The 23,878-nt window shown below is 46.4% G+C and carries 21 protein-coding genes, 1 other RNA gene, 2 pseudogenes and 1 riboswitch; of the genes and pseudogenes, 15 read left to right on the top strand and 9 right to left on the bottom strand.

Going from position 1 to position 23,878, the window contains the following annotated elements:
- Positions 1-30 precede the first annotated feature (30 nt).
- From C2745_RS06925 to C2745_RS06895, 7 genes are all read left to right on the top strand, one after another.
- Entirely contained in the window at positions 31-1,641 is a 1,611-nt protein-coding gene (locus C2745_RS06925; protein ID WP_215383678.1) for a leucyl aminopeptidase, read from the top strand.
- Between the two features lie 24 nt (positions 1,642-1,665).
- Positions 1,666-2,130 (top strand): DNA polymerase III subunit chi, encoded by a 465-nt coding sequence (locus C2745_RS06920; RefSeq protein WP_215383676.1) that lies wholly within the window; start codon positions 1,666-1,668, stop codon positions 2,128-2,130.
- A gap of 6 nt (positions 2,131-2,136) precedes the next feature.
- Positions 2,137-2,928, top strand: coding sequence for a prolipoprotein diacylglyceryl transferase (gene lgt, locus C2745_RS06915; RefSeq protein ID WP_215383674.1), 792 nt, complete (start codon positions 2,137-2,139; stop codon positions 2,926-2,928).
- Between the two features lie 5 nt (positions 2,929-2,933).
- Complete coding sequence (locus C2745_RS06910) at positions 2,934-3,842, top strand: LysR family transcriptional regulator (RefSeq protein WP_215383672.1); 909 nt, start codon at positions 2,934-2,936, stop codon at positions 3,840-3,842.
- 132 nt (positions 3,843-3,974) lie between these two features.
- The gene (locus C2745_RS06905) at positions 3,975-5,279 is read left to right on the top strand and encodes a malonyl-CoA decarboxylase (protein ID WP_215383670.1); all 1,305 of its coding nucleotides are present in this window, start codon (positions 3,975-3,977) and stop codon (positions 5,277-5,279) included.
- A 172-nt stretch (positions 5,280-5,451) separates the two neighbouring features.
- The gene (locus C2745_RS06900; protein ID WP_215383668.1) at positions 5,452-6,435 is read left to right on the top strand and encodes a tripartite tricarboxylate transporter substrate binding protein; all 984 of its coding nucleotides are present in this window, start codon (positions 5,452-5,454) and stop codon (positions 6,433-6,435) included.
- A gap of 40 nt (positions 6,436-6,475) precedes the next feature.
- The gene (locus C2745_RS06895; RefSeq protein ID WP_215383666.1) at positions 6,476-7,999 is read left to right on the top strand and encodes a malonyl-CoA synthase; all 1,524 of its coding nucleotides are present in this window, start codon (positions 6,476-6,478) and stop codon (positions 7,997-7,999) included.
- Here C2745_RS06895 and C2745_RS06890 read toward each other — a convergent pair whose 3' ends face one another.
- The 5 genes and pseudogenes from C2745_RS06890 to C2745_RS06870 all read right to left on the bottom strand — a co-directional run bounded on the left by C2745_RS06890 (position 8,000) and on the right by C2745_RS06870 (position 11,842).
- Positions 8,000-8,818: a sulfite exporter TauE/SafE family protein gene (locus C2745_RS06890; RefSeq protein ID WP_215383659.1), complete on the bottom strand. Its 819-nt coding sequence runs from the start codon at positions 8,816-8,818 to the stop codon at positions 8,000-8,002.
- Positions 8,819-9,037, bottom strand: a non-coding RNA gene (ssrS, locus tag C2745_RS06885) — 6S RNA. It lies immediately after the preceding gene.
- Between the two features lie 99 nt (positions 9,038-9,136).
- A pseudogene (locus C2745_RS09725) lies at positions 9,137-9,352 on the bottom strand (cell division protein ZapA); the annotation flags it as partial.
- A complete protein-coding gene (locus C2745_RS06875; protein WP_215383657.1) occupies positions 9,333-9,620 on the bottom strand; it encodes a hypothetical protein in 288 nt (95 codons plus the stop codon). The gene C2745_RS06875 and the pseudogene C2745_RS09725, both read right to left, overlap by 20 nt.
- A 101-nt stretch (positions 9,621-9,721) precedes the next feature.
- The gene (locus C2745_RS06870; RefSeq protein ID WP_215383655.1) at positions 9,722-11,842 is read right to left on the bottom strand and encodes a TonB-dependent receptor; all 2,121 of its coding nucleotides are present in this window, start codon (positions 11,840-11,842) and stop codon (positions 9,722-9,724) included.
- 143 nt (positions 11,843-11,985) lie between these two features.
- Positions 11,986-12,200: riboswitch (cobalamin riboswitch) on the bottom strand.
- 72 nt (positions 12,201-12,272) lie between these two features.
- Between C2745_RS06870 and C2745_RS06865 the strand changes: the two genes are divergently transcribed.
- The 7 genes from C2745_RS06865 (at position 12,273) to C2745_RS06835 (ending at position 19,171) form a co-directional block, all read left to right on the top strand.
- Positions 12,273-12,890 carry a Crp/Fnr family transcriptional regulator gene (locus C2745_RS06865; RefSeq protein ID WP_215383654.1) on the top strand — a complete coding sequence of 206 codons (618 nt, stop codon included), beginning with the start codon at positions 12,273-12,275 and terminating at the stop codon, positions 12,888-12,890.
- Between the two features lie 203 nt (positions 12,891-13,093).
- Entirely contained in the window at positions 13,094-14,803 is a 1,710-nt protein-coding gene (oxc, locus tag C2745_RS06860) for an oxalyl-CoA decarboxylase (protein WP_215383653.1), read from the top strand.
- 50 nt (positions 14,804-14,853) lie between these two features.
- The gene (gene frc / locus C2745_RS06855; RefSeq protein ID WP_215383651.1) at positions 14,854-16,104 is read left to right on the top strand and encodes a formyl-CoA transferase; all 1,251 of its coding nucleotides are present in this window, start codon (positions 14,854-14,856) and stop codon (positions 16,102-16,104) included.
- Positions 16,105-16,205: 101 nt separating this feature from the next.
- A complete protein-coding gene (locus C2745_RS06850) occupies positions 16,206-16,634 on the top strand; it encodes a PAS domain S-box protein (protein WP_215383649.1) in 429 nt (142 codons plus the stop codon).
- A 139-nt stretch (positions 16,635-16,773) separates the two neighbouring features.
- A complete protein-coding gene (gene frc / locus C2745_RS06845; RefSeq protein WP_215383647.1) occupies positions 16,774-18,021 on the top strand; it encodes a formyl-CoA transferase in 1,248 nt (415 codons plus the stop codon).
- A 1-nt stretch (position 18,022) separates the two neighbouring features.
- A complete protein-coding gene (locus C2745_RS06840; RefSeq protein ID WP_215383645.1) occupies positions 18,023-18,955 on the top strand; it encodes a methionyl-tRNA formyltransferase in 933 nt (310 codons plus the stop codon).
- Between the two features lie 30 nt (positions 18,956-18,985).
- Positions 18,986-19,171 carry a hypothetical protein gene (locus C2745_RS06835; protein ID WP_215383643.1) on the top strand — a complete coding sequence of 62 codons (186 nt, stop codon included), beginning with the start codon at positions 18,986-18,988 and terminating at the stop codon, positions 19,169-19,171.
- A gap of 20 nt (positions 19,172-19,191) precedes the next feature.
- Here C2745_RS06835 and panC read toward each other — a convergent pair whose 3' ends face one another.
- The 4 genes and pseudogenes from panC to metG all read right to left on the bottom strand — a co-directional run.
- Positions 19,192-20,043, bottom strand: coding sequence for a pantoate--beta-alanine ligase (gene panC, locus C2745_RS06830; protein ID WP_215383641.1), 852 nt, complete (start codon positions 20,041-20,043; stop codon positions 19,192-19,194).
- Positions 20,040-20,915, bottom strand: coding sequence for a ScpA family protein (locus C2745_RS06825; protein ID WP_215383639.1), 876 nt, complete (start codon positions 20,913-20,915; stop codon positions 20,040-20,042). Before C2745_RS06825 ends, panC begins: the two co-directional genes overlap by 4 nt.
- Positions 20,908-21,096 (bottom strand): DUF3460 family protein, encoded by a 189-nt coding sequence (locus C2745_RS06820; RefSeq protein ID WP_215383637.1) that lies wholly within the window; start codon positions 21,094-21,096, stop codon positions 20,908-20,910. Before C2745_RS06820 ends, C2745_RS06825 begins: the two co-directional genes overlap by 8 nt.
- 109 nt (positions 21,097-21,205) lie before the next feature.
- Positions 21,206-22,870, bottom strand: a pseudogene (gene metG / locus C2745_RS06815) (methionine--tRNA ligase); the annotation flags it as partial.
- A 161-nt stretch (positions 22,871-23,031) separates the two neighbouring features.
- On the opposite strand from metG, the gene C2745_RS06810 reads away from it, so the two are divergent.
- Complete coding sequence (locus C2745_RS06810; protein ID WP_215383632.1) at positions 23,032-23,874, top strand: formate dehydrogenase accessory sulfurtransferase FdhD; 843 nt, start codon at positions 23,032-23,034, stop codon at positions 23,872-23,874.
- Positions 23,875-23,878 lie beyond the last annotated feature (4 nt).

The raw sequence follows: 23,878 nt of genomic DNA, 5'->3' as shown, positions 1-23,878 counted from the left end.
TTGAATCGACACAAAATACTGCAATAGATTATGACAATTCAATTTAGTACCAAGATTTTCCCTCAAGCTGACCTGAGAAGCGTAAAACAGCTTAAATCGAGCCTCAAAACCCTATTGGCGCATAGCTCTGACTGTTTAGTCCTGGCATATTCCAAAACCGATTTGGATAGCTTTGCCGGAGTAAAGGGCGCCAAGGCTAAGTCTGGTTTTTTGGTTGAGTTGGACTCTCTATTAGGCGGCTCAGTAACCCATGCCAATGTGGTGGGTGACTTGGATAATCAGCAAGCTTCGATTTGCATGCTCAGAAGTGAAAAATCTTGGGCAGCAAACGGCGTTAAAGCAAAGCGTATTTTGTTATTGAGTTTAGGTGACGTACATCTCGCAAGCGTGCGAAGCTTAACAACCTATTCCAAAGTTGCACGTGCTGCTCTCAAAGCACTCAGTGGTGCTTCGATTGAAAATGCTTTGTGGTTTACCCCCAGTTTTGCCCTGGGTCATTCATCCGAATTTATTGCCGAAGAAGTGCGCTTAACTATTCAATATGCGGGTGATCAGTCATATCGCTTTGGCGTGCGTCAGCCGGCAATGAAGTTCAAGGCAAAAGATAAAGCCGATACCTTCAAGCATTTAATCTTCGCTGGTAATGATGAATGTGCCAAAGAGTTGAAGGCTGCTGTTGAGCAAGGTATTGCGATGGTAGAAGGTATGAACCTAGCGAAAGACCTCGGAAATCTTCCTCCAAATGTTTGCACGCCAACCTATTTGGGTAAATCTGCGCAGTCCTTAAGTAAAAAAGCCGGCCTCAAGGTTGAAGTGCTAGGACGCAAGCAAATAGAGGCTTTGGGCATGGGTTCCTTCCTATCGGTTGCGCAGGGTTCTGATACACCACCTCAATTTATTGTGATGCGTCACCAAGGCGGTAAAGCTGGTGAAGCGCCAATTGTGTTGGTCGGTAAAGGCATCACTTTTGATACTGGCGGAATCTCACTAAAACCTGGTGAGGCAATGGATGAGATGAAGTACGACATGTGCGGCGCTGCATCTGTAATTGGCACCATGTATTCCATTGGTTTGATGAAGTTAAAGAAAAACGTGATTGGTGTTATTCCAACATGCGAGAACATGCCTTCTGGTCAAGCTACTCGTCCTGGCGATATTGTAAAAAGTATGTCGGGTCAAACGATTGAGATCTTGAACACGGACGCTGAAGGTCGCCTCATTTTGTGTGATGCACTGACTTACGTAGAACGCTTCAAACCTAAAGCGGTGATTGATATTGCTACACTCACTGGCGCCTGCATTATTGCTTTGGGTCACGTACATAGCGGCCTATTTTCTGAGGACGAAGGATTGGTCTCTGCTTTAACAAAAGCCGGCCAAGCTTCATTGGATACGGTTTGGCGTTTGCCTTTGGATGCCGCCTACCATGAGCAGCTCAAATCTAATTTTGCTGATGTAGCCAATATTGGCGGCCGTCCAGCGGGCAGCGTTACTGCAGCATGCTTTCTTTCACGCTTTACTGAGAAATACAAATGGGCGCATTTAGATATTGCTGGCACTGCTTGGAAGAGTGGAGCGGCCAAAGGCTCAACCGGTCGTCCGGTTCCCTTGCTTGTTAATTTCTTGCTCGAAGAAAAGTAAGTCAATAGGATTGATGAATAGCCAATGGCACGCATAGATTTTCATAGCAATGTCAGCGATAAGTTGGAATACGCTTGTCGATTAACTCGCAAGATTTGGAGTGCTACGCCAGAAGGGCAGCCAGTTCGTCAGATTGTGATGGTGGGCGAGAAGGCTGATCTTCAAAAGCTAGATCAGTTGCTCTGGACATTTAGTGGCACAGATTTTTTGCCACATTGTTTTATTGATGATGAGGCGGCAGCAGACACGCCAATTGTTTTAACGGATGATTTTGCCTCTCCTGCGCTAAACAATATCCCTCATGCGGATGTCATGATTCACCTGGGAATGCGTATGCCTGCTGATGTGCCGGCGTTGGTTGCGCGCTTTCCCAGAATCGTTGAAGTGGTTACCGTCAACGAGGCAGAACGTTTGGCGGGGCGCGATCGATATAAGGCTTATCGAGAATTGGGTCATGAATTACATAACTTCGACCAGTCCAAAAGCTAATACCTCATGTTGATTCATCCTCAGTTTGATCCTGCAGCCATTCGCATAGGGTCGTTCGCCATTCATTGGTATGGCCTGATGTATCTGATGGCCTTTGTCCAATTCCTTTTGCTTGGCCGCCTGCGTCTGCAGATGCCTCGCTATCAAGCAATGGGTTGGACTTATAAGGATCTTGAGGATTTGTTATTTGCCGGTGTATTGGGCGTGGTGCTTGGTGGGCGCTTGGGTTACACCATGTTTTACATGCCTGCCCACTACTTTGCGCATCCGTTGGAGATTTTCAAAATATGGGAGGGCGGCATGTCCTTTCATGGCGGACTATTAGGCGTCCTAGTTGCCTTATATTGGTTTGTTAAAAAACGCAAAACTACTTTTTTTGTTGTGAGTGATTTGGTCGCTCCTTTGGTTCCCTTTGGATTGGCCTTTGGCCGCTTGGGAAACTTTATTAATGGAGAGTTGTGGGGTAGACCAACCGATCTTCCCTGGGCGATGGTATTTCCGATGGTGGATTCGATTCCACGTCACCCATCTCAAATTTATCAATTGTTGGGCGAAGGCGCTCTACTGGGTATCGTCTTGTGGATCTATGCCAGCAAGTCGCGCCGTATAGGCCAAGTCTCAGGATTCTTCTTATTGGGTTATGGCGTCTGTCGGTTTTTGGCTGAATACGCACGGGAGCCAGATTCCTTTTTAGGGCTGCTAGGGCTTGGCTTATCGATGGGGCAGTGGCTCTGTGTGCCCATGATGTTGTTTGGTATTTATTTGATGACCGCATATCAGGCTAAGGCGGCCAAGTAATACGCATGCAAAACGAAGAAGTTACCTTACGCAAACTAGAAATACTCTGTTCTTTTATTAGAACGGGCTCTCTTTCGAAGACTGCGGATGAGTTGCATTTGAGCTCCGTAAGCATTCATAAGGCGCTACATTCATTAGAGGCAGCAATTGCTTGTCCCTTATTCATTAAAGAGGGTCGACAGCTCAAGCCGCTTCCTGCGGCCCTCTATTTGGCAGAAGCTAGCGTGGATCTGCTAGGCGACGTTGATCGCATACTCAAAAAAACTCGATCAAAGGCTGGTGTAGAGATTGGTCAAATTCGTTTAGGGTCAATGTATTCGCTGACAGCTAATATCATTCCTCGAATTATTATGGGCACAAAAATTCGTAGACCCGATTTAGATATCGATTTAATTTTGGGATCTAACGAAGACTTAATGAAAAAGCTTTCTGAAGGCGCTGTTGATGCCGTTGTTATGGCAGTTCCAATAAGCGGTCTTCCAGAAGGTATACAGGTAATTCATTTATTCGAAGATGAGTTGTATTTCGCATCTTCCAGAAAAAATAAGCCTAAGCAGGCCGAAATTAACTTGTCGGATTATCAAGACGAAAAATTCCTAACGCTGCAAGATGGCTTTGCCACCACCTCTGGTTTTTATGAGGCCTTTAAGCTGGCCGGCCAATCTCCTAAGGTGGTAATGAAAGTCGGCGATATTTTTTCATTGATGAATATGGTTTCTAGCGATATGGGGATGACGCTATTGCCGGGTCGAGTAAGGGCGCTTATGGGCGACACAATTGAATTCACGCCATTGGCCAGGAAGTATCAGGTCGTTCAAAAGATAGCCTTAATGTATCTTCAGGCTAATGAATCCAATCCCAATATATTGGCATTAGCGGCTGAAGCCCGCATGCTGCATCGCAATAACACCTGACTAACCCTTACAAATTCGGTTATTAGTTAACTTAAAGTTAATGAATATTCACTTAACTTAATTGATTTCACCTGTTCTGAGTAATACATTGAATCGATCCGTTTTTTGACGATTTCTTTTTGAAAAGAACACATGCTTGAAAAGTTAGCAAAAGCACGCAACCTGTCTAAGGCAAATAACGCCATTAAGCGTTTGATTTCCGAGCGCGGCGAGTCCAATGCTGTCAGCATGGCTGATGATGTAGTGAACAACTACCGCAAGCTTGGTAAAGATCAGCACACTCCATTCTTTACATATCTATTTGAGAAGTTAAATCCTCAGGCGGATGCCGTTCTTAAAGCGGCGCAAAATTTTGCCGCTGAATCCAATGCGCGTAATTACATTCGCTTGCAAAAAGTTTCTGAATCTCCAAGGCAAGAATTTTTCCGCCGCCTTAATCGGGCTAGTCATGGTACTGCGTCAGTAGTGCAGATGCGCCGTGATCTATTGCAAATTTTAGAAAAGAAACCCGAGTTAACTGCGGTTGATTTTGATATGCGCCATTTGCTATCTTCTTGGTTCAATCCAGGGTTTTTAAAGATGCATCGCGTAGATTGGAAATCGCCAGCAGAGGTTTTGGAGAAGCTCATTCAGCACGAAGCGGTGCATGCTATTGATGGCTGGGATGACCTGCGCCGGCGTCTGCAGCCTGATCGTCGTTGCTTCGCTTTCTTTCACCCGCAGCTTCCAAGCGAGCCTTTAATCTTCGTTGAAGTAGCACTTCTTCCAGAGATCCCTACAGTTATCACTCCCTTGGTGGACAAGAAGGCGGAGACTGTTGACCAACCATCGCAATACAAGGTTGCTGTTTTTTACTCCATCAGTAACTGCGAGCCTGGCCTGCGCGGTGTGTCAATGGGTAACTTTTTGATTAAGCGTGTGGCAGAGCAGTTGCACGCAGAATTCCCGGGCCTCAAAACCTTCGTAACCTTGTCACCAATTCCTGGATTTATGGATTGGGTGTCTGCGGGCGCTCATTTGGGCGAAGATGTACCTACAGAACGTCTGAAGCCTAATTTAAAAGCAGCCAGAGAGCAGGCATTAGCCACGCTCAAACTAGACGTACAGTCTTGGACTGAAAAATTAAGTGCCGGATGGCATCCTGACCTAGCCTCAGAAAAAGAAAGAGATGCATTGTTGTGCCTAGCCTCTATTTATTTAGGGCTGGGCTCAACCGGTCGAAATGGCAATCCGGTCGCTAAGTTTCACTTGGGTAACGGCGCCAAGCTACATTTGGTGAACTGGGCCGGCGATTTGTCACGCAAAGGGTTGCGTCAGTCCGCTGGTTTGATGGTGAACTATCTCTATGACTTGGGCAATGTAGAAGAGAACCATGAAAAATTTGCCAATGGCGAGATTGTGTATTCAAGGTCTGTTGGGCGTTTAATGGCGCCCTGATAAAGAATTTAGGAGGAGATGCTCTAAGGGAGAATCCAAAGAGATTTGCTTTAGGGTTTGCGGTAATAAACTGGACGCCAAGATCCAGAAAGTATTATGGTTGCATGCTTAGCAGTTTGAAGTATTAATAATGAATAGATAGCCATGAAAATGGCAAATGGAGGAGACAAAGATGTTTAAGCAATCAAGCCTTGCGGCAACTCTCAAGAGAGCAGTGTTTCTAATCTGTGCGGCGCCGTTAGTTGTGTGCGCACAGGAGTGGCCCAATAAGCCCATTACCTTTGTTGTGCCATTTCCCGCTGGCGGAGGCACTGATGCTTTTGCTAGACCTTTGGCTACTCAATTAACCAAGCAATTGGGCAAGCAAATCATTATTGATAACCGTGGTGGAGCTGGAGGCACCCTAGGCGCCTCCATTGCCGCCAAGGCCGCACCAGATGGTTACTCATTCTTCGTAGGAGCTGCGCATCATGCTATTGCGCCTGCTATGTACCCAAATTTAGATTACGACATTGAAAAGAGCTTTATACCGGTTGCGATGATTGCAAGTCCACCTCAGGTAATTGTGGTGAACCCAAAAAATGTTCAAGTGAAAGACTTAAAAGAGTTCATCGCACTTCTGAAGAAAAACCCCGGTAAATTTAACTACGCTAGTGCAGGCAATGGCTCTTCGCATCATTTGGCTGGCGAGCAGTTCAAGATGTTGACTAAAACCTTTATCACCCACATCCCTTACCGTGGAGCCGGCCCTGCGATGCAAGACCTTATTGCAGGACAGGTCGACATCGAGTTTGATGGTCTTGGCTCATCTGCTGCGCAAATTAAAAACGGCTCCATTGTTGCTTTAGCGGTTGCCTCTCAGAAGCGCGCCCCTGGATTCCCGAGCGTTCCTACTGCAGCTGAAGCTGGCTTGGTTGGTTATGAGGTATCCACTTGGTACGGCTTGTTTGCTCCTAAGGGCACACCACAATCGATCATTGACAAGATGATTGCTGAAGTGCAGAAGGCGATCAATACTCCAGAGCTTAAAACCATTTGGACAAATAACGGCTCTGATACACCCAATCTCTCGGGTGATGCATTTGGTAAGTTTGTAAGTGCTGATATCAAGCGTTGGGCTGCTGTTGCTAAGGCCTCTGGCGCTAAATTAGATTAAGCAATTTTATTAAACATTACCCCTTGGATTTGAGGTTCGAATGAATTTATATTCACTATTGGAAAAAGGTTTTCCAAAAGATAAAAAAGCATGCGCTATCGAGACGCATGATGGTTTGTATTACTCTTGGGGTGACCTAGAGGGCGCCACCGCAAAACTTGCAAATTTATTGGCGAGCCTTAAGCTCCCTAAAGGCGCTAGAGTTGCGGTTCAGGTTGAGAAATCTCCAGAAGCATTATTTCTTTATCTGGCTACGATTCGTGCTGGCTATGTGTATTTGCCGCTGAACACTGCTTACCAGTCTGCAGAGATTCAGTACTTTTTGGAAAATGCTGAGCCGGCGGTAGTGGTGTGCAGCGGTAAGAATCTTTCATGGGTATCTAAGGTTGCTGCAAAGGCGGGCACAAAGCATGTTTTCACATTGGATGAAAACCGTACGGGTACTTTATTGGAGCGTGCTGCAGGCTTGAGCGATAAATTCAAGACAGTTCCAGCTAAAGATGATGATTTAGCTGCGATTCTGTATACCTCTGGTACTACCGGCCGCAGCAAGGGCGCCATGCTCACGCATAAAAATTTGGGTAGCAATGCTCAGGTATTGCAAAAATTCTGGGGCTGGAAGAAGGGCGATGTATTGCTACATGCTTTGCCGATATTCCATGTGCACGGTTTATTTGTAGCCGCTCATGGCGCTCTCATCAATGGCAGCAAAATGATTTGGTTGCCACGTTTGGATACCGCTCAATTGATCAAGCATATGCCTCAATCTACGGTCATGATGGGTGTGCCTACTTTCTACGTGCGCTTGTTGGCTGACAAGGGCTTTAATAAGAAAGTTGCACGCAATACGCGCCTCTTTATTTCTGGATCAGCGCCTTTGCTGACAGAAACCTTTAATACTTTTAAAGAAGTAATTGGCCAGCCTATTCTTGAGCGCTACGGCATGAGTGAAACCGTGATGTTGGTTTCCAATCCATATAAAGGCAAGCGTGTTGGCGGTTCTGTAGGATTGCCATTGCCTGGCGTGAAAGTGCGCGTTGTCAATGAAGATAACAAGCCATGCAAGGTTGATGAAATTGGTGGCATCCAGGTCAAGGGCCCAAATATATTTAAGGGTTACTGGCGCATGCCGGAGAAGACTGCAGAAGAGTTCACCAAAGACGGTTGGTTTAAGACTGGTGACGTTGGTCGTTGGGGTGGTGATGCCAATGGTGGTAAAGCGCCAAAAGAATACTTATGCATTGTTGGTCGCAGCAAAGACTTGATTATTTCGGGTGGCTATAACGTCTATCCAAAAGAGATTGAAGGATTTATAGACGATATGCCTGGCGTGGATGAGAGTGCAGTCATTGGTATTCCGCATCCAGACTTTGGCGAAGCAGTGATGGCAGTAGTTGTGCCAAAGGCTGGCGCGAAGTTAAATGCCGAAGTAATGATTGCCACACTCAAAAAGCAAATTGCGAATTTCAAAATACCGAAGCGTTTAGAGATTGTTTCTGATTTGCCTCGTAATGCGATGGGTAAAGTGCAAAAGAATATTTTGCGCCAGCAATATACGAGTTAATTAAAAGCCGAATGCCTTGCGGCTTTCATTAAACATGAAGGCTGCAAGGAAAAACAGCAAGATGCCAAAGACTCTTTTGAGTTGAGCTATATCGAGTTTTCTGGCCATCTTTGCGCCTAGCGGTGCAGTAAAGATACTCACCACCACAATGCAGGCAACGGCCGGCAAATAAACAAATCCTAATGAACCAGCCGGAAGGTTTGGGTTTCCCCAGCTTCCATACATGTAGCCAATTGTGGCGGCTGCTGCGATCGGAAATCCTAGGCCTGATGAGCTTGCCATAGCGGTATGTGGCTTCACATTGCACCAAAGCATAAACGGTACTGTGATAAAAGCGCCGCCAGCTCCCACCAAGCTGGCAAGTGCCCCCGCAAAAGCGCCAAAAGAAAACAATCCAAGCGTGCCTGGTAATTCTCTGCCAGCCTTTGGTTTTTTATTCAAGAGCATCTGGATTGAGGTGTAAACAATAAACACGGCAAAAAAGAGTGAGAGCCAGGATGTTTTAAGGACCTCAAATAATTCACTTCCGCCAATCAAGCCACCAAAAATCATTCCGGGGCTAAGTGCTGCAACGAGCTTCCAATCGATGGAGCCATGCTTATGGTGGGCCCAAATTGCAGAGGATGTAGTAAAGAGAATGGTGGCCATGCCTGTAGCGATTGCCATATGCACAATCACTTCTTGACTAAAGCCTAAGTGATTAAAAACCAAGATCATGAAGGGCACCAAAATCATGCCGCCGCCAATGCCAAGTAAGCCAGCTAGGTAGCCAGAAATAGCGCCACATAACATCAACATCAAGATATCGCTTAGTAACATGAATTCCCCGCCTTAGCCGCTAGGCCGTCATCCTGAACCCTAAGGTTCAAGGTGGAACGGCTACTCTGTTTCGGGTGCATTAAGAGGTTCAGGGAGTAACCAAGTCTAAGTTGGCACTGTGAACTTTCGAAACGCTCACGCCCACAAGGTAAAGATCGTTCCGGATGCTTGCGCATCGGTTCAAGGAACTATTGGCCTTGGCGAACCAGGCAGGGAAAGGGTTTGCATCAAAGCATCCACCTGATCTTCAAGTCTATGAATCTCGCTCTGAAGACGTGAGACTTCATCTGAGCTGACGTTTGAAGAAGTGCTTTGCTGCGTTTGATTTTTCTGAAGGGTGATTAAGTCGCCAGCAATTTTAAGGGCAGCCATCATGCTGGCTCGCTCAATGCTGCGATTGCCGCCGCCAATAGCCAGCTGAATTTGTTCGTCAACTAATACGCAAGCTGCACGCAACAGTGGTTCGTGTTCGGTGCTAGTGGCTAAAGTAATCTTTTGCCCAGCGAGAGTTACTTCAATGCGTTGTTGGCTCACTGTCGTCCTCTGGATTGGTTGGTGGAATTGTTTCGCCTAGTAAATTGAGTTGGCGGCCATCACTTTGCTCTGGCAGGCGACTCAAGATGCGTTGAACACGTTTATGAGCGGCATCGATCTTGCCTTCGAGTTGAGTTTGATTTTGGCTCAAGTTTTTGACGGCCTCATTGATCAAAGCAATTTTCTCGGACAGGCGGGTGATGGATGCGCTGATCGCAACCAGATCGCCATCGGCGTTGCTTTGGGAAAATGGGCTAAATTCACTCATATTGGCATTGTAGCCCTAGGGAAAAGCTTGGTGTTGAGGTGCCGGTTAGACCCCCAAATTTGGATGGATGGATCTAAACCGGACCAATGCGCCTAAAACGATTAATTGAAGTTGTATTTCAGTGAAACGTAAACCGACCTAGGTTCACTAGGGTAGTAAAAGTGGTTCCCACTAAAGGAACTCACACCCCCATAGCTTGAATATTGCGCATTACCTACGTTTTTCACTGTTAGTCGTGCCTCCATTGCCTGGAACTTATAAGAGGTAAAAATATCTCCCACTACGTAAGCGGGCATGACAGGTGCTGCCGTGTAACTATTGGGGCCAACATCGTAATATTGATTACTGACGTAATTCACTACACCGCCTATGGACCAGCTGCTGGTGATGAGGTAATTTGCTCTAGCATTTACTAGAGTGTCTGGAACAATCGGAATAGCATTACCGGCATAGGGCCCATTTGCATAGTAGGACTTCTGATACTTACCGCCCGCTCCAATATTGAGCGATGGAGTGATATTGGTAGCAATATCAAACAAGATGCCGCCACGATTGGTTTGGTAAATAGAGTTGTAGTTATAGCCTGTTGCAGGGTTGTAACTAATTTCATTTTGCGTCATGGATTTAAAAATCGATGAAGTGATTTTTGCATTCCAGACCGTCCAGTTGCCGCCTACCTCATAAGTTTGAGTTGTTTGGGGCTGCAAGATGCCATTAAAGACGGTGCTACCAACCCCGTTTGCATCGTATGCAAATCCCCAGTATTCATCGATGTTTGGGAATCTAAAGGATTGATTCCATTTCACATACATTCTTTGGCCCGGCAGGTAATTGGCATTTAATGCCACATCACCAGCATTAGCTGCGAATTGTTGCGTATTGTTTACTGTGCCATTGGCTGCGTTGATTGCTGTATTGGTTGTCGAAGCTTGTTGAACTTGCCTACGAAATCCCCCGCTTGCCTCAAAAATTTTCCCCAGTGGAACTTTTTGCATTAGATAAACAGAGTTGTTAATTTGAGTTGCGTTTTGTGAATCGTGAGTCAAATTGTTGTAATACGTGCCATACGGATTGGCCTGAATAATTCCTTGTGATAGTGGGCTATAGCTATTGCTACCACCTTGGTTGGCCTTGGAGAAATCGTATCCAAGGATGGTAGTTCCCACTTCTGCGAAATTTGCCTTCAATCGAGGTGAGGCTGCCAGTTGCCAGCCCTGAAGCTTATTATTCATCGCGCTTCCCGCAAAACCATAATTCGCATTATTTGGATCTAAGGAAGTGAAGTAATCTGCCTGTGGCGTGTAATAGAAGGAAGTTTTATTGCTATAAGAAGTATCAAGTTCCGTTACAAAATTTTCATTCAGACTTTTTGTTAAGCCTTGTCGAAAACCTGAATTATTGGTTGTTAAATTATTGCCAGCATTTTGTGGGCTTACCGTTAGTGGATTTCCTGAGCCCACTAAACCTACGATAGGGCTAGCAATCTGTGAATTGGTATAGCCATAGTAAGCATCTACAAATACTCGATCTCCACCACCTAAATCTTCCGAAATCTTCGCGTCCACAGAATAAGCATTCGCCGCAGTATTTGGTCTCCAACCATTTGTGTTGGAGGTATTTGCACTGACTTGATATGTAGTTTTATCGACAGTATTTCTGAAGATCGCGTTATTAATCGATGTGCCCCAGGTGCCTAAGGTTGCCGACGCTTGATTAATATTTTTCTTGCCACCATTGGTGATGATATTGATGACACCACCTACTGCGCCGTTACCGTATTGGACGCTTGAGCCGCCCTGAAGGATTTCAATGCGCTCAATAGAGTCGATCGGAATCGTTTCCCAGTCCACACTTCCGGAATCGATTGGATTAATTCTGATGCCATCAACCAGAACCGCTGTTGTACTGTTGCCTGTTGGACCAAAACCACCCATGTCTACAGAAGCATCTAAATTTAGTGTGCTGGAATTTAGGCCGCTGACTTTGAGGCCGCCAATCTGGGACAGCACTTGAGGAATGGTGTTGGAGCTGGAGTTCTCAATTTCATCTCGTGTGATTACTTTGACGTTCGCGGGAACCTCATTAAGGTTTTCAGCAAATCGTGAGCCCGTTACCACAACGGTATTTTGTGAGCTTTGCGCAAGCAAAGATGATGAAGAAAGAACGGTGAATATTGCGCCACATAGTAAGGCGACTTTTTTCTTGTGGAACTGCTGCTTCATAAAATGCTTTCTGTTATCGATTGCCTAGCTAACTTCCCCGTTAGCTGGGTCGAACAGAATTTCACGAGCGTGAGTTCAGGCGTCAATTGGGCGCCAGATCGAGGGATAGGGCGCTGTCATTGGCGCGCGAAGATCCCCGTCCGCAAAATTCCACCTGTCTTGGCCGGTATCCGGGCTAGTAAATATCAGAATCTGGCCTTCCCATGCGATTGACGCGCACAGTGGCTTTGTCAGATTCCTGACGCCCAAAAATTGCTTAAGGACGTATTTACCTACCGTTGCGGGGGCAGCACACGTTTAGTGTTTCCCGTTTAACTTTGTTGCATTGCAATAAAGCACCACGACCCCGTGATTCTAGCGTACTTAGGTGTATTCACCCTGAAAAAAGGGGTAAAAAAGCCTACAATATGGGCTCTAGGATTAAGGATTCATGACCGCGTTAGATAAGCACCCCGAAAAAAACCTGATTCGCTTGCAGTTGAGCCAAAACTCAGTCTTAAAAAGCTTGGACCCAGCTGCAATGGCGGATCTAGAGCGCCATTTAGAGATATCGGACCTCAAAAAATCAGAAATCTTGCTCCATCAGGGTGACCACCAGATGGAGCAATACTTTGTGCTGGACGGGATTTTGAAGCGGATTGTTTCTAGTCCAGACGCCAAAGAGATGATCTTGCGCTTCGCTATCGAAAAGGATATTGAAACTAGCTATGCTGCCTGGCGCCTTAAGACTGCAGCCCCCTATAGCATTGCTTGCGTAACTAAGGCCCGAGTAGCCCGGATGCCCATGAAAAAGTGGGCCGAGTTCCTTGAACAGCAAAAACCTCTCAAAGAAAGCTTTGAGTTTGAGGTTATGCGCCTTATGAGCGAGATCATGGCGCACACTATCACCCTGCATATGCTCGATGCTCCCGGCCGAGTAGAGCGCTTCTTGCGCAAATACGAGGACCTATTTGAATTGCTGCCCAAGAAAGAGCTGGCCGCATATCTCAATTTATCCCCTGAGACCTTGAGCCGCCTCAAAACGAGGCATAAAGAGCTTTTTGTTTAAGCCTTTGACCCGCCTGTAATTACAGGATTTAGGGGGAAATTGACCGAAGTCAATGATGAACCCCCTCCCCAGGCCTAATATTCACTTCAGCCTAAGCGGGAGCTTAAAACCCGTTGTGCGATTCATAACTACATTGGAGACATTAGCGAAAGCTAAATTGCGTTAGCCTTTATGGCCCACCTGCAATTCTTATAAAAATTTCTATGACAACAGATAACCAAAACACACAATTAACAGATGGTTTCCATCTCGTCATTGACGCTTTAAAAGCGAATGACCTCAATACTATTTTCGGTCTTGTTGGTATTCCAATTACTGACTTATGTCGTTTGGCTCAAGCTGAAGGTTTGCGTTTTATTGGCTTCCGTCACGAACAGCATGCAGGTAATGCAGCAGCAATTGCTGGTTACATGACACAAAAGCCAGGTATTTGTATGACGGTTTCTGCGCCAGGATTCTTAAATGGATTAACAGCATTGGCTAACGCTACTGTGAACTGCTTCCCAATGATTTTGATCTCCGGTTCAAGCGAGCGTGAAATCGTTGACTTGCAACAGGGTGACTACGAAGAGATGGATCAGCTCAACGCAGCCAAGCCATATTGCAAAGCTGCATATCGTATTAATCACATTGAAGATATCGGTATTGGTTTTGCTCGTGCAATCCGCGCTGCAGTTTCTGGTCGTCCAGGCGGCGTCTATTTGGACTTGCCAGCACAGTTGCTAGCTCAAACTATGCCTGCTGAAGAAGCTAAGAAAACGATTTTCAAAGTAATTGATCCAGTTCCACGTCAAATCCCAGCGGCTGATGCAGTTGCTCGCGCATTGGATGTATTGAAAGGCGCTAAGCGTCCATTGATTCTCTTGGGTAAAGGTGCTGCTTATGCACAAGCCGACAAAGAGATTCGTGATCTGGTTGAAAAATCAGGTATCCCTTACTTGCCTATGTCGATGGCCAAAGGTTTGTTGCCAGATAACCATCCACAATCCGCTTCTGCAGCACGTTCATTTGTATTGGCTGAAGCTGATGCAGTGCTGTTGGTTGGCGCACGCTTGAACTGGTTGTTAGCGCACGGTAAGGGCAAGACTTGGGGTAAAGATCCTAAGAAATTTATTCAAATCGATATTCAAGCAAATGAAGTGGATAGCAACGTACAAATTGCTGCTCCATTGATTGGCGATATTGGTTCATGCGTTGGTGAACTCTTGAAAGGTATTGCTTCAGTACCTAAGCCAAGCGCTGAGTGGATTGCTGCTATTGCCGAGAAGAAAGATAAGAACTTGGCGAAAATGGCTGAAACATTAGCCAAAGAAGCTAACCCAATGAACTTCCATGGCGCATTGCGTGTGATTCGTGATGTGATCAAGAAGAACCCAGATGTGAACTTGGTAAACGAGGGCGCAAACACACTCGACTATTGCCGTGCAATCGTTGATATGTATAAGCCACGCAAGCGTTTTGACTCTGGTACTTGGGGGATTATGGGTATTGGTATGGGTTACTCCATCGGCGCTGCTGTAATTAGTGGCTTGCCAACGGTTGCGGTTGAGGGCGATAGCGCATTCGGCTTTAGCGGCATGGAATTAGAAACCGTTTGCCGTTACAACTTGCCAATCACAACCGTTGTATTTAATAACAACGGCGTATACCGCGGTACTGATAAGAACCCAACGGGCGGCGCTGATGTTGCACCTACCGTATTCGTTAAAGATGCTCGTTACGACAAGATGATTGAGGCATTTGGTGGTGTCGGTTACTACGTAACTACCCCAGCGGAATTAGAAGCAGCGTTAACAGAAGCAATTGCTGCCGGTAAACCAGCTCTCATCAATGCTGTTATTGATGAAACCGCAGGTACTGAGAGTGGACGTTTAACAAACTTAAACCCATCTACAGCAGCTGCTAAGAAGTAATTAAATAATTAATTTAGAAGTAAACAAGAAAGACTTAAGGAGAAACAAACATGACTAAACCATTAGACGGTATTCGCATTATTGACTTCACACACGTACAGGCAGGTCCTGCATGTACTCAGCTGTTGGCTTGGTATGGCGCTGACGTGATCAAGGTAGAGCGTCCAGGCTCTGGCGACGTAACACGTAGCCAATTGCGCGACGTTCCAGGCGCTGATGCTTTGTACTTCACAATGTTGAACGGCAATAAGCGTTCTTTGACTCTCGATACTAAAACTCAAGAAGGTAAAGAAGTTTTAGAAAAGATGATCAAGACTTCAGACGTCATGGTTGAGAACTTCGGTCCTGGCGCTTTGGATCGCATGGGATTCTCTTGGAAGCGTATCCAAGAATTGAACCCAAAAATGATTATGGCTTCTGTAAAGGGCTTTAGCGATGGCCACTCATACGAAGACTTAAAAGTGTATGAAAACGTTGCTCAATGTGCCGGTGGTGCAGCCTCTACTACTGGTTTCTGGGATGGTCCTCCGACAGTTTCTGCAGCTGCTTTGGGCGACTCTAACACTGGTATGCACTTAGCAATCGGTATTTTGACTGCATTGATGCAGCGTGAAAAAACTGGCCGTGGTCAAAAAGTATCTTGCTCAATGCAAGACGCTGTATTGAACTTGTGTCGTGTGAAGTTGCGCGATCAACAACGTTTGGACAAAGTTGGTTACTTGGAAGAGTACCCACAGTACCCACACGGTTCATTCACTGACGTAGTCCCACGTGGCGGTAACGCTGGTGGTGGCGGTCAGCCAGGTTGGGTATTGAAGTGTAAGGGTTGGGAAACAGATCCAAACGCCTACATCTACTTCACTATTCAAGGTCACGCTTGGGAGCCAATTACTAAAGCTTTGGGTAAACCAGAGTGGGCAACTGATCCGGCGTACATGACTGCTGAAGCACGTCAAGATAAGATTTTTGACATCTTCGCAACGATTGAAGATTGGCTCAAGGACAAAACTAAGTACGAAGCTGTGGACATCCTCCGCAAGTTCGATATTCCATGTGCTCCAGTTCTCTCCATGAAAGAATTGGCTGCTTCACCTGACTTGCGTAAGAGCGGTTCAATCGTTGAAGTGGATCATAAGGTACGCGGTAAGTACTTAACTATCGGCAGCCCAATCAAGTTCTCTGATTTGGAAATCGAAGTGAAGCCTTCTCCAGTATTGGGTGAGCACACCGACGAAGTATTGGCTGACCTTGGCTATAGCGCTGATGACATCGCTAAGTTGCACACAGCTAAAGCAGTTTAATAAAAATAAGAATCTGCTTAATAGCAGTTTCTTGTAGTTATCTTTAAGGCGCTCCTTGTGAGCGCCTTTTTTATTTCTCAAAAACCCTATAGACTGATCCCATGAAGACAAGTATTGATTTGCACCAATTGGTAGAGTGCGTAGGCGATGCCATCATCGTTGCAGATGCTCATGAAAAAATTGTTTTGTGGAATCCTGCTGCTACTCGCATCTTTGGATATTCCGAACAAGAGGCTCTTGGTCAAACGCTTGATCTCATCGTTCCCGAGCGTCAACGCCAAAAACATAATGAAGGCTACAGTCATTCCATGGCAACAGGTACTACGCGTTATGGAGCCTCTCTATTAAAGGTGCCTGCAAAACATAAAGATGGCGGAATGCTTTCGATTGCCTTTACCGTTGGAATGCTGTTTGATGCCTCTGGGAAGGCTAATGGGGTAGTTGCAATCATTCGGGATGAGACCGAGCGTTTTGCCCAAGAAAGAGCCCTCAAAAAGCGTATCGCCGATCTTGAAAATCCCCAAGCCTAGCCGCATATAGTCCTATAGCTCGCCAATGCAGGCTTAGAAGGCAGCTGTGCCCAATAATTGGGCACGCTTAAATTACCCCAATTTCACGCTGGTAAAATTGCCTTAATTCAAAATTTTCATTCTTATTAGGACTTAAATCATGGCAAAAGCACTAGAAGGGGTCAAAATCCTCGACTTTACGCACGTTCAATCAGGCCCAACCTGCACTCAGTTGCTGGCTTGGTTTGGCGCAGACGTAATCAAAGTAGAAAAATCAGGCGAAGGGGATGCAACGCGCGGTCAGTTACGCGATATTCCTGATGCGGATAGTTTGTACTTCACGATGTTGAACCATAACAAACGTTCCATCACCGTAAATACCAAGACACAAAGAGGTAAAGAAATCCTTGAGCGCCTCATTAAAGAATGTGATGTTCTAGTAGAAAACTTTGCTCCAGGTGCTTTAGATCGCATGGGATTTTCTTGGGAGCGTATTCAAGAGCTCAATCCAATGATGATCATGGCGTCTGTAAAAGGCTTTGGTCCTGGCCCATACGAAGATTGCAAAGTGTATGAGAACGTAGCGCAATGTGCTGGCGGCTCTGCATCGACAACTGGTTTTGATGATGGTCCTCCGATGGTGACTGGTGCACAAATCGGCGATAGCGGAACCGGCTTGCATTTGGCATTAGGCATCGTTACAGCTTTGTATCAGCGCACGCACTCTGGCCGTGGCCAGAAAGTATTGGCAGCAATGCAAGATGCAGTATTGAACTTGTGCCGTGTGAAGTTGCGCGACCAACAGCGTTTAGAGCGCGTAGGCCTCATGCAAGAGTACCCACAGTTCCCGAACGGTGAGTTTGGCGACTCCGTACCCCGTGCAGGCAATGCCTCTGGCGGTGGCCAGCCTGGTTGGATTGTGAAATGTAAGGGTTGGGAAACTGATCCAAACGCCTATATGTATGTGATTGTTCAGGCTCCAGTTTGGGAGGCAATCTGTAAGGTAATCGGCCGTGAAGATTGGATTACGGATGTGCGTTTTGCATCACCAATGGCGCGCTTGCCACACCTCATGGAAATTTTCGGTGAGATCGAAAAATGGACCATGACTATGACGAAGTTTGAAGTGATGGATGTTTTGAATAAATACGATATTCCATGCGGCCCAATTCTCTCGATGAAAGAAATTGCTGAAGAGCCTGCACTGCGTGCTACTGGCACCGTAGTGGAAGTGGATCATCCGATTCGTGGCAAGTACCTCACTGTTGGTAATCCAATCAAGATGTCTGATAGCCCAACAGAAGTGACACGTTCACCATTGCTTGGTGAGCACACTGATGAAATTCTGCATGAGTTGGGTTACACCACTGATGATTTGATTGCATTACGTCACGACAAGGTGATCTAAGATGCGGGTTGCCTTGATTGGGAGTGCGGATTTTGGTAAAGCCGCTTTAGAGGCTTTTTTGGATCGCGGCGACGAAGTGGTTGCTGTCTTCTGCCCACCCGATAATCCCAAATCAAGTAAGCCGGAAGTCTTAAAAGAGGCTGCGGTTGCAAGGGGCTTAACCCCCTTGCAGTTTGCCTCCCTAAAGGGTGACGAAGCTGCTCAGGCCATGATTGATAGCAACGCAGATATCTGCGTAATGGCTTATGTCATTCAGTTTGTGCCGCAAGAGCTCTGCAAGATCCCAAAGCATGGAACCATTCAATATCACCCATCATTGCTTCCAAAATATCGTGGCCCAAGCGCTATTAACTGGGCAATCGCATTAGGCGAAGAGAAGACTGGTTTAACCATCTTCCGTCCAACTGACGGTCTAGATGAAGGTGCAGTGATTTTGCAAAAAGAAGTCCCTATTGGACCTAATGACACTCTGGGTAAGATTTATTTTGACCACTTGTTTCCAGTTGGCGTAAAAGCATTGCTTGAGGCTGCTGACTTAGTAGTCGCAGGTAAGCATCAAGAAATCGTCCAAGACGAATCACAAGCCAACTATGAAGGTTGGTTTGATGCAAATGCTGCACAAATTCATTGGGCAACACACATCAGTCAAATTCATAACCTCATTCGGGCATGCAATCCTGCGCCTGGCGCATGGACAAAGTTTGGCGAACAAAAGGTGCAGATCTACGATTGCCATAAGCATGTTGCTGCTACATTTGGTGCCGTTAAAGGCAAGCCAGGCGAAGTGACTCAGATCACCCTGGATTCTTTCTTTGTTACCTGCCACGGCGGTCAAATAGAGGTTCTCAAAGCAAAAGGCGCCGCAGGAAAAGTAACTGGCGCCGAGCTAGCTAAAGAGCTGAATTTAGAAGTAGGGCAGTTCTTCGCGCTTTAAATCCTTTCTTGAGTATTGACCTATCAAGCCATGACCAAGGAATCTAAACAAGAACCTTCCATTGAGATTGAAAGTGGCAATAAAGCGCAGGATGACAGTCTTGTGGACTGTGATTATTTAACCAAGCCTGAAGCTGCGAATTCAAGAAGGCCCGGCCTAAGTAAGCGTGAAATCATGGAGGAGTTATCTCGAGAGAGATTTCCTTGGGATGAATAAGTCCCGTTATAGGCTTAAGATTAAATCTCTAAGTTATCAATCAAGCGTGTTTTGCCAAGCTTAGCGGCTGTCAGGATAACCAGTGGCTCACCTGCCTGTAATTGCTCATCTGACGCAGGCGCTAAATTGCTTTGCTGACGAATAGCAATGTAATCTGGCTGCCAGCCGCGCACAGCAAGTGATGCAACAGCAGCTTTTTCAATTTCGGAGATAGACTGAGTGCTGCGATCTTTTAGTTGCAGAACACGCTCCTGCACCTCTTTTAATGCCTTTTGTAATTCAGGCGCCTCGGCACGCTCTTCTGCTGAGAGGTAGCCGTTACGGGATGAAAGAGCTAAGCCATCTTCAGCGCGAATGGTTTCGCCAGGGATGATGTCTACTGGCAGAGAAAACTGCTTAGCCATCTGACGAATAATCATTAGCTGCTGGTAATCTTTTTTGCCAAATACGGCAACCTTAGGCTGTACACAAGAAAAGAGTTTCAGAACTACCGTGCAAACACCCTTAAAGAAGCCTGGGCGGAATTCACCCTCAAGGGTGTCACCTAATTGTTGCGGCGGGTCGACTCGATATTCTTGTGGCTGCGGATACAGATCGCGCTCGGTCGGCGCAAACAAGATATAGACACCTTCTTTTTCGAGCTTATCAATATCAGCTTGCATCGTGCGAGGGTAGCTATCAAAATCTTCATTAGGGCCAAATTGCAGGCGATTAACGAAAATACTCGCTACTACTGGATCGCCATGCTGACGCGCCAGACGCATCAGTGAGAGGTGACCTTCATGTAGGTTGCCCATGGTTGGCACAAAGGAGGCGCGATTTTGGCCGCGCAAGTGATCGCGCAGCTCTTGAATATCGCTAATGATTTTCATGCAACAGGGGTATAGGCAAGGCGCACATAGATTGGCGCATACGGCTCAGCTTGAGTAATTTCTACTAAAGCTTCGCGTGAGAGCTCCAGCATGGCGATGAAGTTCACAATCACTACCGGAATTCCTCTGCCGGATTTAATCGCATCTTCAAATAGCTCACCGAACTCAACAAACTTTGTACTCTGCAAGCGACGCAATATACGCGTCATGAAGTCACGCACGGATAACTCTTCACGAGTAATCGTGTGATGTTGTGTGAGTTTTGCACGGTGCAGAACATCACGCCAAGCCATTTGCAAATCTTCTACGTTGACATCAGGCCAGGAGATAGCGATGGTGGTATCCACAAAGCCATGCGCCACTTGGAAGTCACGGCCTTGTTGCGGGATCTGATCGAGCTCTTGTGCAGCAAGCTTCATACGCTCGTACTCCAGGAGGCGACGAACTAACTCTGCGCGTGGATCTTCTACTTCTTCTTCGCTATCCGCCTTCTTCATTGGCAGAAGCATGCGAGACTTAATTTCAATCAACATGGCAGCCATGAGTAAATACTCAGCAGCAAGCTCAAGGTTGTGATGGCGGATTTGATCGATATAGCTCAGGTACTGTTGAGTAACCTGCGCCATTGGAATATCCAGTACGTTGAAGTTTTGCTTACGAATAAGGTAGAGCAATAAGTCCAACGGACCCTCGAATGCCTCTAGGAAAACTTCTAGTGCATCTGGGGGGATGTATAAATCAGTCGGAAGCTTAAAAAGCGGCTCGCCATAGAGTTTGGCGAACGCAGACGACATACCATCGGTAACCGATGGGGTGCTATCTAGCAAATCTGAAATTGGCTGAGCGCTTGGCTCAATACCTGAATTAGTCATTCGAATAAACGTAAGCGCGTTGCTTGAGTTTTGCAGCTTTTGCGCGGCGCTGATCTTCAACGGTCAAAGGCTCTTTATCCCAAAGGAGGGCGCGACCAGCTTGCTGATCAGCCTCGAGGTGAGGTTTCTCGGTCTTGAGTTCGTTTAAGAACTGGGTGAATTCGGATTGATATCTTGCCATGGCATTTCCTAAAATACTCAATAAATTCAATAACTTATGAAATTAATTCGAAAAGTTATCTCAGGACTACACTCGCCATTATAGGTGCTTTTTAGGGGGCTTTTTACAAGTTTGCGGCCAGCAAAGCCTCAATTTGTGGGGCTTCAACACGGGTCATTAAATGCTTATAGGCATTAATTGGGGTCTTGCTGGAGAGCGGTGTATTGATATCGGCCCATGAAAGTGGGGGAAGGGTAAAAAACGCTTCAACGCCAGCTGCCACTTGAGGAATGACAGGCTTGAGATAAAGACTCAGCATCCGGAATGATTCGAGGGTGATGCTGCAAACCCGTTGCAAATCCGCTTCACGTTCTGGATCTTTGGCAATTTCCCATGGTTTGTTCTCATCCACAAATCCATTTACTTTGTCAGCAAGCTCCATGACGGTGCGCAATGCTTTTGCATATTCGCGCGCCTCATAAAGTTCAGCAATTTTTTCGCTGGCCGCAGCAATTTCTTTGAGGAGTGGATTGCTCATTGCTTCATCAGAAACAATGCCGCCAAAACGCTTTACTAAAAAGCCAGCACTACGACTAGCAATATTGATGTACTTGCCTAATAAGTCGCTATTTACGCGTGCAACAAAGTCTTGAAGATTTAAATCTAAATCTTCCATGCTGTCATTGAGTTTGGTTGCAAAGTAATAGCGGAACCACTCGGGATTAAATCCGCACTCAATCACGCTATTTGCAGAAATTAAAGTGCCGCGAGATTTACTCATCTTCTCGCCATCTACTGTTAAGAAGCCGTGAGCAAAAACATTGGTTGGGGTTCGATAGCCAGCAAACTTTAAAGTGGCTGGCCAGAACAAGGTGTGGAAATACAAAATATCTTTACCAATGAAGTGGTATTGCTCAGTAGTCGTATCTGGTTTAACCCACTCGTCAAAATTGAGGCCCTTGGCTTGGCAATAATTGAGGAAGCTGGCGTAGTAACCAATTGGGGCATCGAGCCAGACATAGAAGTATTTTCCAGGGGCATCGGGGATCTCAAACCCGAAATACGGGGCATCGCGGGAGATATCCCAGTCGCCTAGCTTGCTTTCTCCGGGCTGGCCAACCCACTCTTTCATCTTGTTGCGGGCTTCTGGCTGCAAGGGCGTCTTGACTTGAGTCCACTCGCGCAAAAACTCTTCGCAGCGCGGATCAGATAGCTTAAAGAAGTAATGGTCCGAAACTTTTTTGATTGGCGTTGCGCCACTGACTACAGAGAACGGATTCTTGAGATCAGTAGGTGAGTATGTTGCCCCACACTTTTCACAGTTATCGCCGTATTGATCTTTAGCACCACACTTTGGGCACTCGCCCTTAATGAAGCGATCCGGTAGAAACATTTCCTTAACAGGATCGTAAGCTTGTTCAATCGCGCGCTTTTCAATCAGGCCGGCTTCACGTAGCTTGATATAAATACTTTGCGATAACTTTTCATTCTCAGGGCTATCGGTTGTGTAATAGTTGTCAAAAGAAATTAAAAAGTTATCAAAATCACGCTTATGTTCTTTCCAAACATTAGCGATAAGTTCTTTGGGTGTAATACCTTCTTTTTCGGCGCGCAACATGATGGGTGTGCCGTGGGTATCATCGGCGCCAACATAATGCACTTCATGGCCACGCATTCTTTGAAAGCGAACCCAAATATCGGTCTGTACGTATTCCACCAAATGCCCAATGTGGATCTGGCCATTGGCATACGGTAAGGCGGAGGTGACGAGAAGGCGGCGTTGGGAACTGCTCATGAAATGCGGACTTAAATAAGAAGGTTGGACAGTTAAATGGGGTTTAGCACTCAATTATGCTGGCTTATGCGGTGATTTTAGTCTGCGGTTAAAGTAAAGCACTGCGAAGTCTTGATAAACACCGATAAACTTCCCTTGAGTCCGACTGTAGAGAGCAATTTATGGCTGTAAAACCGATCATCCAGATGTCTTGTGCCTCCGTGCCTGTGGTGCATGAGGTCGAGGTTATGGATGAGATGGGTCGCGTAAAGATGACCCATATTCCTGGTGAGCGCCCTTTAACTATTTACCTAGATAAGCGTGAGGTTGTCACGCTCATGACCCTTGGCAGCGCTCCAGAAGCCCTGGTACTGGGTTATTTGCGTAATCAGCGCCTTGTAGAGTCTCCGGACGATATAGAAAGCATCCATGTGGATTGGGAGACTGATTCGGCGGCAGTGAAAACTCGTCGGAGCACGGTGGATATAGATGCCCTGACCAGTAAACGGGTGGTTACAACCGGCTGCGGGCAGGGAACAATGTTTGGCGGCTTGATTGAGGAAATGTCGGAGATTCAGCTCCCCGAGGGTCCGACATTATCCCAAGAGGCAATTGTTGCCCTGATTGATTCGATTCGGACCCATGACACGATTTACAAGAAGTCTGGCTCTGTTCATGCCTGTGCAGTCTATGAACGAGACGGCAAGGATGGTGTCCGCCTTTTGCACTTCATTGAGGATGTTGGACGGCATAACGCGGTCGACTCGATTTCCGGCTTGATGTGGCTGGCCGACAAAGTGGGTAGGGATTTGATTTTCTTCACCACAGGACGCCTCACCTCTGAGATGGTCATTAAGGGCGCCCAGATGGGCATTCCCTTCTTGTTAACCCGCTCAGGAGTCACCTTGATGGGCCTGGATTTGGCCCGTAAGACCAATCTCACGATCCTATCCCGCTGCTCCGGAAAACACTTCGAGATCTATAACGCCCCGGAGAGGGTCGTTTTTAGCCAAAACCCCCAATAAATTC

It is taken from the genome of Polynucleobacter sp. AP-Kolm-20A-A1 (assembly GCF_018688315.1).
Taxonomy (GTDB): Bacteria; Pseudomonadota; Gammaproteobacteria; order Burkholderiales; family Burkholderiaceae; genus Polynucleobacter.
The sequence above is the reverse complement of the archived record's forward strand: the minus strand, read 5'-3'. Positions and strand labels throughout refer to the sequence as shown.

Excerpts from the sequence above, each read along its gene's own strand:
- oxc (WP_215383653.1), top strand. The coding sequence starts at position 13,094 with ATGACAACAGATAACCAAAACACACAATTAACAGATGGTTTCCATCTC.
- C2745_RS06900 (WP_215383668.1), top strand. The coding sequence starts at position 5,452 with ATGTTTAAGCAATCAAGCCTTGCGGCAACTCTCAAGAGAGCAGTGTTT.
- C2745_RS06905 (WP_215383670.1), top strand. The coding sequence starts at position 3,975 with ATGCTTGAAAAGTTAGCAAAAGCACGCAACCTGTCTAAGGCAAATAAC.
- C2745_RS06925 (WP_215383678.1), top strand. The coding sequence starts at position 31 with ATGACAATTCAATTTAGTACCAAGATTTTCCCTCAAGCTGACCTGAGA.
- C2745_RS06910 (WP_215383672.1), top strand. The coding sequence starts at position 2,934 with ATGCAAAACGAAGAAGTTACCTTACGCAAACTAGAAATACTCTGTTCT.
- C2745_RS06920 (WP_215383676.1), top strand. The coding sequence starts at position 1,666 with ATGGCACGCATAGATTTTCATAGCAATGTCAGCGATAAGTTGGAATAC.
- frc (WP_215383647.1), top strand. The coding sequence starts at position 16,774 with ATGGCAAAAGCACTAGAAGGGGTCAAAATCCTCGACTTTACGCACGTT.
- frc (WP_215383651.1), top strand. The coding sequence starts at position 14,854 with ATGACTAAACCATTAGACGGTATTCGCATTATTGACTTCACACACGTA.
- C2745_RS06865 (WP_215383654.1), top strand. The coding sequence starts at position 12,273 with ATGACCGCGTTAGATAAGCACCCCGAAAAAAACCTGATTCGCTTGCAG.
- C2745_RS06890 (WP_215383659.1), bottom strand. The coding sequence starts at position 8,818 with ATGTTACTAAGCGATATCTTGATGTTGATGTTATGTGGCGCTATTTCT.
- C2745_RS06875 (WP_215383657.1), bottom strand. The coding sequence starts at position 9,620 with ATGAGTGAATTTAGCCCATTTTCCCAAAGCAACGCCGATGGCGATCTG.
- lgt (WP_215383674.1), top strand. The coding sequence starts at position 2,137 with ATGTTGATTCATCCTCAGTTTGATCCTGCAGCCATTCGCATAGGGTCG.
- C2745_RS06835 (WP_215383643.1), top strand. The coding sequence starts at position 18,986 with ATGACCAAGGAATCTAAACAAGAACCTTCCATTGAGATTGAAAGTGGC.
- C2745_RS06870 (WP_215383655.1), bottom strand. The coding sequence starts at position 11,842 with ATGAAGCAGCAGTTCCACAAGAAAAAAGTCGCCTTACTATGTGGCGCA.
- C2745_RS06825 (WP_215383639.1), bottom strand. The coding sequence starts at position 20,915 with ATGACTAATTCAGGTATTGAGCCAAGCGCTCAGCCAATTTCAGATTTG.
- C2745_RS06820 (WP_215383637.1), bottom strand. The coding sequence starts at position 21,096 with ATGGCAAGATATCAATCCGAATTCACCCAGTTCTTAAACGAACTCAAG.
- panC (WP_215383641.1), bottom strand. The coding sequence starts at position 20,043 with ATGAAAATCATTAGCGATATTCAAGAGCTGCGCGATCACTTGCGCGGC.
- C2745_RS06850 (WP_215383649.1), top strand. The coding sequence starts at position 16,206 with ATGAAGACAAGTATTGATTTGCACCAATTGGTAGAGTGCGTAGGCGAT.
- C2745_RS06840 (WP_215383645.1), top strand. The coding sequence starts at position 18,023 with ATGCGGGTTGCCTTGATTGGGAGTGCGGATTTTGGTAAAGCCGCTTTA.
- C2745_RS06895 (WP_215383666.1), top strand. The coding sequence starts at position 6,476 with ATGAATTTATATTCACTATTGGAAAAAGGTTTTCCAAAAGATAAAAAA.
- C2745_RS06810 (WP_215383632.1), top strand. The coding sequence starts at position 23,032 with ATGGCTGTAAAACCGATCATCCAGATGTCTTGTGCCTCCGTGCCTGTG.